At 35.8% G+C, this 8,964-nt stretch carries 3 protein-coding genes and 2 pseudogenes; 3 read left to right on the top strand and 2 right to left on the bottom strand.

The window, feature by feature from the left end; all coding sequences use genetic code 11:
- Window positions 1–326: IS3 family transposase (locus BMX63_RS12675; protein ID WP_143060161.1), on the top strand; the 326-nt coding region annotated here is incomplete at its 5' end.
- 392 nt (window positions 327–718) lie between these two features.
- Here BMX63_RS12675 and BMX63_RS12670 read toward each other — a convergent pair.
- Window positions 719–1,622 (bottom strand): annotated as a pseudogene (locus BMX63_RS12670) (LysR family transcriptional regulator).
- A 129-nt stretch (window positions 1,623–1,751) separates the two neighbouring features.
- Here BMX63_RS12670 and BMX63_RS12665 point away from each other — a divergent pair.
- Together BMX63_RS12665 and BMX63_RS12660 are read left to right on the top strand one after the other, a co-directional pair.
- A pseudogene (locus BMX63_RS12665) lies at window positions 1,752–2,262 on the top strand (flavodoxin family protein).
- Between the two features lie 689 nt (window positions 2,263–2,951).
- The gene (locus BMX63_RS12660) at window positions 2,952–4,961 is read left to right on the top strand and encodes a methyl-accepting chemotaxis protein (protein ID WP_093136272.1); all 2,010 of its coding nucleotides are present in this window, start codon (window positions 2,952–2,954) and stop codon (window positions 4,959–4,961) included.
- Between the two features lie 774 nt (window positions 4,962–5,735).
- Here BMX63_RS12660 and BMX63_RS12655 read toward each other — a convergent pair.
- Window positions 5,736–8,882: a transglycosylase domain-containing protein gene (locus BMX63_RS12655; RefSeq protein WP_093136269.1), complete on the bottom strand. Its 3,147-nt coding sequence runs from the start codon at window positions 8,880–8,882 to the stop codon at window positions 5,736–5,738.
- Between the last annotated feature and the right edge of the window lie 82 nt (window positions 8,883–8,964).

Here is an 8,964-nt window from a genome sequence, read left to right as displayed (position 1 = left end):
CAAAAGATTGCCCCTATCGAACTACTATACACTCTGATCAAGGCTGGGGTTATCAAATGAAGAGGTATGTAAAGAAACTAAAAGATAATGGTATCTTTCAAAGTATGTCCCGAAAAGGAAACTGTCTAGATAATTCACCAATGGAGAATTTCTTTGGGCTAATGAAACAGGAAATGTATTACGGTAAAGTTTATAAATCATTTGAAGAGCTTAAGCAAGCAGTAACTGATTATATTTTTTACTATAACAATGAACGGATAAAAGCAAAATTGACTGGCATGAGCCCGGTGGAATACCGTCTGCATACCAGTCAACTAGCTGCTTAAATATTTTGGTCTAACTTTTAGGGTTCAGCACAATCTAAGACATCTTTTTTGTCATTCATACTGATACACCTCTTATATTTTTAGATTTGTATGTAACAGTATATGACAGGAATTTTAGAAAGAGTAGTCTATAAATAATTTATCATTAGTAGTATAATATAAGTAGAGAGAATGATGTGGCACGACCATTACCTTTTTACGTTTTAATAAGTATGGTTGCTGGGGATTTTATGGAAAGTATTATATTCAAAGAGTTGAGTTATTCCACAAACGGGGGCGTTTGTGGAATAAGAAACTAAACAAAAGGCATGGAAAAATTTCTTTCCATGCTTTTTTCAATACGAAATACCCTACGATTTCTCTTTGTATGTTTTCATCGGACCCTTTTAAACTTAAGATATATCTTTATCTTTTAACATTTGACGTGATAAATCTATAAATGATTGTAAAGGAATACTCATTGATTTGTCTTTGTGCCAGGCAATTTGTGTGAAAATAGGAGGGGTATAATGTTTCCAATTGAGGGCTTTTAATCTACCTGATTCAATTTCATCTTTCACGACCATAGAGGGTAATTTTGCTATGCCCATTCCCGTTAAAACGCATTGCTTAATGGCTTCTATACTAACAAACTCGATTTTATTGGAAGGAAATATTTCTGATTCACGTAGGGTGTTTTCAAAAATTGTACGGTATGAACAGCCTTTCTCAGTTAATAAAAGTGTTTCATCTTTTAAATCTTGAGGATTCACTTCAGGTTTATTGGCCAATCGATGATTAGGTGATGCGACAATCTTCATTTTATCTTTTACCAAAGCTTCTACTTCTAATGAATCCTTATACCGGACTTCATCCATAATGAAAGCAACATCCAGGTTTCCTTTAAGCAATTGTTCTTTAGCCATTTCATCTGAATGAGCAGGTTTAAATATTAATTTCACATTAGGAAATTGGTTTTGGAATTCCTTCAGTAACGGAGGAAGCCTATATGTACATTGACTTTCTTGTGCCCCAATCACTAGTGTACCAGATGGTTCATCCCCCCCCTGTTGCTATTAATCTTGCTTCGTCAGTTAAGGCTAATAACCTATCTGCATATGATTTGAATTGCTCGCCCGCATCCGTTAAATATAATTTCTTTCCCAATCTTTCAAATAACTTAGTATCAAGTTCATCTTCAAGAGATTTAATTTTAGCCGTGACACTAGATTGTGCAAAATTTAAGATTTTTGCTGTTTGAGTAAAATTCAAATTTTCCGCAGCTGTTTTAAAGGTTAGTAACTGTTTTGTATCCATATTTACCCCCCCATAATCGATTTTTTCGATTGAATGCATCAAATTATTCGTCTTTATTAATTGATATATACATTTTATGATAATTACAACCTTTAAATCAAGGTAATAAAATAGTAAGGAGTGTTTAAAGTGAGTATAGCAGTTGTTTACGGGGGAACACGTGAAAATGGAAACACCGAGATACTTACCGAACATGCCATTAAGGGGATTCAAGTAGAAAAAATTTATTTAAAGGATTTTTATATACGTCCAATCGAGGACTTACGACATGATAAAGAAGGTTTTAAGGATGATCATGATGATTACAATTCAGTTATCAAACGATTAATGGTCCATGACACCATCATTTTCTCCACCCCTATATATTGGTTTGGTATGACAGGGCAAATGAAAAATTTCATTGATAGGTGGTCACAAACATTCAGGGATTCAAATGCGATCTAAAACTGCCTTCGTAATAGCTGTAGGTGGAGATAACCCACATATTAAAGGGCTACCCCTAATCCAGCAATTTCAATATATCTTTGAATTTGCAGGTGTTTCATTTGAAGGATATGTAATTGGGGAAGGTAATAAACCCGGGGAAATACGACATGATAAGCAGGCGTTACACTTGGCAAATAAACTTTTGTATGATTAATTTTTCTCCTGTTTTGGGTATGTTAATCGATTATTACTCCGCGGATGTAGGATTTGTTATAGTAGGCATTTTAATGATTAATGGCCTATTATTATTTGGAATAATAATAGGTTTAAGGAAAACAAATTTAGTATTAACTAAGATAAAGTGAGATTAACATCCAAAGAAGCCATTCAAAAACTTCATAAATATGGTATTGAAAATAACGTGATGCTAACTGCTAACAAGAGAGAATAAAAAAATCTAAAACCATGTTGGTGTTGGTACAAGAGAAGATATCCTATTTTTACCTAGTGATATAATCTAACAGTAACACCAAAAAGAAATGTTATTAACAAATTCACATCACTCCTTGGAACGGATGTAAATAGAAGATTTGAAGATATGTGCGGGGATGATAAAAGTTTCGATATAATAGAAAACAGTCCTTCCATATTTAATGGTACAAATAGATTATTACTGATAAAAAATTATGATATATTCACATAGCTACAATGTGACAATTATGTGACGAAATATCAAGAATCATTGAAAAATGCTGAAAATTATCGTATTTTTGTTTGTAAATCAAAAGTCACACTACAAAAGGACCAATAAAATACGTTGTAGTCGGTTGTGAAGGGAAAGGTGATGTAAAAAAGGTAGTTAAAATTGGCAATAGACATTCTAATGAAATGAGGTCGTAGAACATGAAATTAAACAAAATTTTTAAGAAACGAAAGAAGACCATCCAAACACGTATTCTTTTTCCTTTTCTTTTACTTATTATTATAGCTGGGGGAATAATCGCTTTTGTCAGTTATACTTACAGCGTGAAGAATACAACGAATGAGCTGACTAAAAATGTAGAGAGCCAAGTAGGAGGTTTAAATGATACCTTTACCTTATTTTTTGAAAACATTGATAGCTCATTAACCAGGTTAACTTCTAATGAACTAATAACCCATTATCAAAAGGATAATTCAGATGCATTATTTCAATATTTAAAAGAGACCGCAGATTCGAATGATTATATAAAAAGTTTGTATACAGGATTTGATGAAACCGGTAATGTTGTTATTTATCCAAAAGCTGATTTAAGTGAAGATTTTAACGCAAAAGAAAGACCTTGGTATCAAAAAGCTGTAGAAGCCAAGAATTCAACCATTTGGACAGAACCTTATGTTGACGAGGCAACGAATGAGACAGTTGTTACAGCTGCAAAGGCGTATTATAGAAACGATGAATTACAAGGCGTTGTTGGAATTGATTTATCCATAAATTCGTTACTTGAGATGCTAAATAAAACAAAAATTGGCGATACAGGGTATGCGGTTTTGTTTGACCAATCAGGGAGCTTTTTGGCACATCCAGATAAAAGTTACATAGGGAAAGATCAATCTAATCGAAATTACTATCAAAAAATTACGGAGTCGGGAAAGCAAGGAACGTTTGATTATCAGTCTGAGGGACAGAATAAAATCATGGGTTTTGCTAAAAACGATACAACTGGATGGGTAATCGGTGGAACAGTTAACAAGGCAGAGTTTGAAAATAAGGCAAAAGGCATATTAATCCCAATATCCATTACGCTTGTAGTTGTATTAGCTTTAGCAGTAATTATTTCGTTAATCACAACACGTAAAATTACTAAACCAATTTTTGTTGTACTTGAAAGAATGAAGTCTATTGCTAATGGTGATTTAAGTCAGGAACCGCTTCAAACCAAATCAAATGATGAAGTCGGTCAGCTCGTTTCGGCAACAAATACCATGAACAATAGTATGAGGGATTTACTGCAACAAATTAACGACGTTTCCGAAACTGTAAGTAATCAAAGTGAGGAATTAAATAAGTCTGCTAATGAAGTGATGCAAGGTTCTGAGCAGATTGCTAGTACGATGCAAGAGATTTCTTCTGGAACGGAATCTCAAGCTAATAATGCAAGTGAATTGTCCTCAAATGCTCAAACATTTACCGAAAATGTACAAGAAGCAAATTCAAAAGGAGAACTTATTTATCAAAAATCTCATAATGTACTGCAACTAACAGATAAAGGAAGTCAACTTATGAACACATCTGTCAACCAAATGGACTTTATCGATCAGATGGTTCAAGATACAGTCAAGAAAGTAAAAGAACTGGACGAGCAATCCAAAGATATTTCAAAATTAGTGAATGTAATCGAGGATATTGCGGACCAAACCAGTCTGTTGGCTATTAATGCAGCAATAGAAGCTGCCCGTGCTGGGGAGCAGGGTAAAGGTTTTGCTGTTGTAGCTGATAGCGTGAAAAATCTTGCTGAACAAGTAGCCAATTCTGTATCGGATATTACCGGAATCGTTGAGAACATCCAAAAAGAGACAAACACCGTTGTCAATGCATTAGAGAATGGTTATTCCGAAGTGGAAAAAGGTACGGAGCAAGTTCAAACAACTGGTGAAACCTTCGATCAAATCAATAGTGCTGTTCAACAAATGGCTAATGACATTGAAACGGTAACACAATATCTATCAACAATGTCGTCTACGAGCCAAGAAATGTCTGGTTCTATTGATGAGATCGCATCAGCATCAGAAGAAGCATCAGCAGGTATAGAGCAAACATCAGCATCTACACAACAAACGAATAGCTCTATGGAAGAAGTTGCTTCAAGTTCAGAAGAGCTAGCCAAACTAGCAGAAAGATTAAATGGTTTAGTACGAAAATTCAGCTTATAAATGTGTGAAAAGATAGTTAGGAATCCCTAGGCTATCTTCGGGGTTGGGAAATAACAAAAACGATCAACTCCAAAGGAGAACAATGAACGATTTTAGAGGAGGAACGATATGTACACTCCTCATAAAATGTATGTATATCGGGTGATGTAAAGGCCTTGTAGCTTTCCTTGTCCTGCATAGGTCAGACCCAGCACTGAAAAGCGGAGGCGACCGTTTAGGCCCGACAGCATAGGCAGAATTTACGGAGTGACATCCTTTTGGTCACGTAGTGGATTCTGCTTAGTCTGTTTTGGACCTGGGAGTGGAAACTAGACTAAAATGTAGCGATTTATCATGAACGAAACTAGCCGCAATTTCGTAGATTAATTTGGTAAGAATGTTTATTAATGGAAAATTCCGTCTGTAGTTATCGATATCTACCTGCAGTAAAAGGAGCGTTAGAAACGACGAAACGATCTATCACAAAATAAATTCAAGCTAGATCGTGAAAGGCATAAAATCTGTTATACAAAAAGTATTTTCGATTATTATCCAGAGGAAAAGAAAGTGGAAAAGCAATCCATGCAGTAGCAGGAGAATTTGGTTTTATTTTGGCAATTACGCTGGAGGTAGAAGATATTTCAACAGAATAACTTCCAATAGATACCTTAAAATGAAGTAGAATAATGTGGGAGCCTTGACAGTTTCGTTCCTATCAGGAGACTCAGTCCTAACCCGCGGCAGGCGAAGTGTTATTTTAGGGGGTTCTCTACAAGCGGAGTGAGCTATTATAGCTCACTCCTCTTCTGTCTCATTTGTTCCATTGTCTTCCTCATCCGAAGAATTGATTTTCGTTTCAATCGTTATGGTTTGACCTTTGCTCTCATCATTGTCTGTATCAACAGGTATAACGGTATATGAATAAGACTGGTTTGGTTTAATATTTTTATCTACAAATGAATTACTATTGATGTTCTTTCCAACGACTTTTGATCCCCGTAAAACTTTCACATGTGAGAACTCATCAGAATTTGGTTTATTCCAGGTCAATCGTACACCATCCTTAATTGCTGAAGCGGATAAGTCCTTTAGACTTAAGGAATTTTTATGAATTTCTCCATGTATAGCTGTTTCAGATAATGATGATTCTCGTCCGTAATAATCAATAGCGGTAACATAATAAGCCTGATTATTATTTGGCAGCGTGAATTTAGTATTTTTGGTATTTCCGATGGTTTCACCAGGCTCACCTGGTTCGTTGGCCATATGAACACGATACCCTATCACATCTTTATCAGATGGAGCATTCCAAGTTAGCGTTTTTCCGGATATTGAGACATTTGATGGTGAAGAAGGTGCCTTCCCATCATCCGGAAGCTCCTCGATTTCTGGAATTTGAATCTTCGACCATTTTTCATTATCAGGTATAATTTTTTTAAGGTTCTCTACATCATCCCAACCTTGTTCTTCCAGATATTCAGGATTTAACATAAATCCTTCCTCCGTAAATTCTTCCGGTGTCCCTTCAACAGCAGGATAGAACTTATTATCAACTTTGACATAATCGCCTTTTATTAAGCTATTGTCTTCCTCTGATGGTACATATTTTGCATTAAATATATCTGTTGTAACCAATCCTGCTTCTTTACAGGCTTCACTTGGGAGTAAACCTGATACAGCACAAACACTTCTTGTAACAATTCCTCCGGGATTATCAAACTTTTGTTCCGGTGCCATTATATCAGGGCGAATTTTTGTTGCTGCATTAACGAGTTCTCCCCAGAAGCGAATATTTCTGTTACTATAGCTTAATCCAGAACCCGTATTATAATTTAAATGGATGAGGCGATCAGGATCACTGTTTTTATTGTCACTAGGATGTCCATACCCATCACCATCTCCATCTTTATCATAGGTATCATAACCGATCCATGTGCCAATCGTTACATTCGGATTTGTTGCAACAAACCATGCATCCTGTATATTTTCGGTTGAACCTGTTTTACCTGCCCAATCAACACTTGGATTGTTTAATATACTGTTCACATAGGTTGCTGTCCCTGAAGAAATAACGTCTCTCATTAAATCAAGTGTTAAATAGGATGTTTGCGGACTGAACACTTCCTGTTCTTCTGTTTCATGTTCATAAAGAATTTCTCCATCCTTTGTTTCAATCTTTTCAATCATGTAGGCATCCACAAATTTCCCCATATTGCCAAAGGTAGCAAAGGCATTCACATTTTCTTCCACAGAGACACCGTATGACATACTGCCAATGGACATAGACGGATTTTCGTAGTCACTGGTTCGCTCATTATCAATAAGAGTCGTGTACCCCATGCGATCCAAATAGGTTGCAGGAGGTGGTTGATCTCCAAGCATTTTTTTGTAAATTCTTGCTGCTGGAATATTTAAGGATTTCGCAAGTGCTGTACGCGCATCTGTAATCCCTGATTCAGAGCTGGCTACATAGTTGCTTGGATACCAGCCGTTTTTACCTTTTACATCCAGGACAGGACTCGCTGGCTGAATAATTCCTTTTTCCATCGCCGGTGCATAATCTAATAAAGGCTTCATTGTACTTCCATTCGGTCGTGCCCTATCAAACGCGTGGTTATTTTGATTTTCTTTATAATTCTGTCCACCGACAAAAGAAAGAATTTTTCCAGTCTTATTTTCTAGTAACACAGCACCTGGCTGTACTTGAATTTCCTTCTCTTCCTTTTCTCCCGTTTCAGGGTTTTCAACGATTACTGTTTGGGATGGTTTAAAGTGTTCATATTTCTTAGCCAGTTTTTGATGTGCATCATAAATTTCTTTATCGATGGTGGTATGAATTTTATAGCCATTTTGCTGTAAATTGCGCTTAGCAATTATATTATATTCTTCTCGAAGCTTATCGTTGTTCTCCAGATCCTCTTTTGTATAACCATCTTGTTCAGCTAAATGTTCAGCTACAATACTGGATGCCTTTTGTTCAATTTCAAAGGTTAAATATGGATAATTCTGAATCGGAGAAGGTTTTGGTTCAATAAAGTCTTTAGTTAAATCGTAGTTGAGTGCATCTTCATACTGTTTATCATTTATATAGCCATTTTCGTGCATCCGGTCTAATACAGTTTTCATTCTGTTAAAGCCAGGTTCTAAGCCTTCTTTACTTTTTATCTCCCCACCATTTGTAAATGGTGCATAACCAAATGGACTTTGGGGTAATCCAGCTATGAATGCTGCTTGAGGAATATTTAAGTCTTTGGCATCAACACCAAAAATTCCTTGTGCAGCTGTTTGAATACCGGCAATATTGCGTCCTGAAGAATCACGTCCATAAGGGACTACGTTTAAATAAGCTTCTAAAATTTCCTCTTTCTTAAAAAAGTTTTCCAGTCTTAAAGCAAGAAGTAGTTCCTTTGCTTTACGTTCGAAAGATACCTCATTGGTTAATATTTGATTTTTAATAAGTTGTTGCGTCAAGGTACTTCCGCCTGACTGTGTTTCAGAATTTGTGAATTCTTGAAATAAAGCTCTTAATATAGCTTTCGGTACCACACCTTTATGGTTGTAAAACAATTCGTCTTCCGTAGCAATTACAGCATTAATGGCATGTTCGGATACATTTTCAATATCAACTTCTTCACGATGTAAATTAGCCCGCAATTCGCCTAAATGTTTATTATTAGAAAAATAAAGGTCCGTTGTTTCCTCATAGTTATAAATATTCTGTCTCATGTCGGCATAGCTGCGAATGGGCTCTTCTTTTACTAATGAAGCAAAATACCCAACACCAATGCCTCCAACAAAAAATGCACCGATTAAACCTAACACTAAAAAGATAAGAATTATATTCCAAGTTACATCACTAGTGATACGCGAAAACTTCTGTAGTTTTCCAGTCTGCCACCATGATTTCACATTATGTACAAATTGGCGAAGCTTCTCGTTCATAATATACCCCCTAAAAATACCATCAATATTATATCATAATGTTGCAATCAAAAGGGAGGAAAATGTGCTGGTTTTGTCGATT

The sequence above is a fragment of the Salinibacillus kushneri genome (assembly GCF_900111405.1).
GTDB classification, from domain to species: Bacteria; Bacillota; Bacilli; order Bacillales; family Alkalibacillaceae; genus Salinibacillus; species Salinibacillus kushneri.
This window is presented reverse-complemented; position numbering and strand designations above follow the sequence as displayed.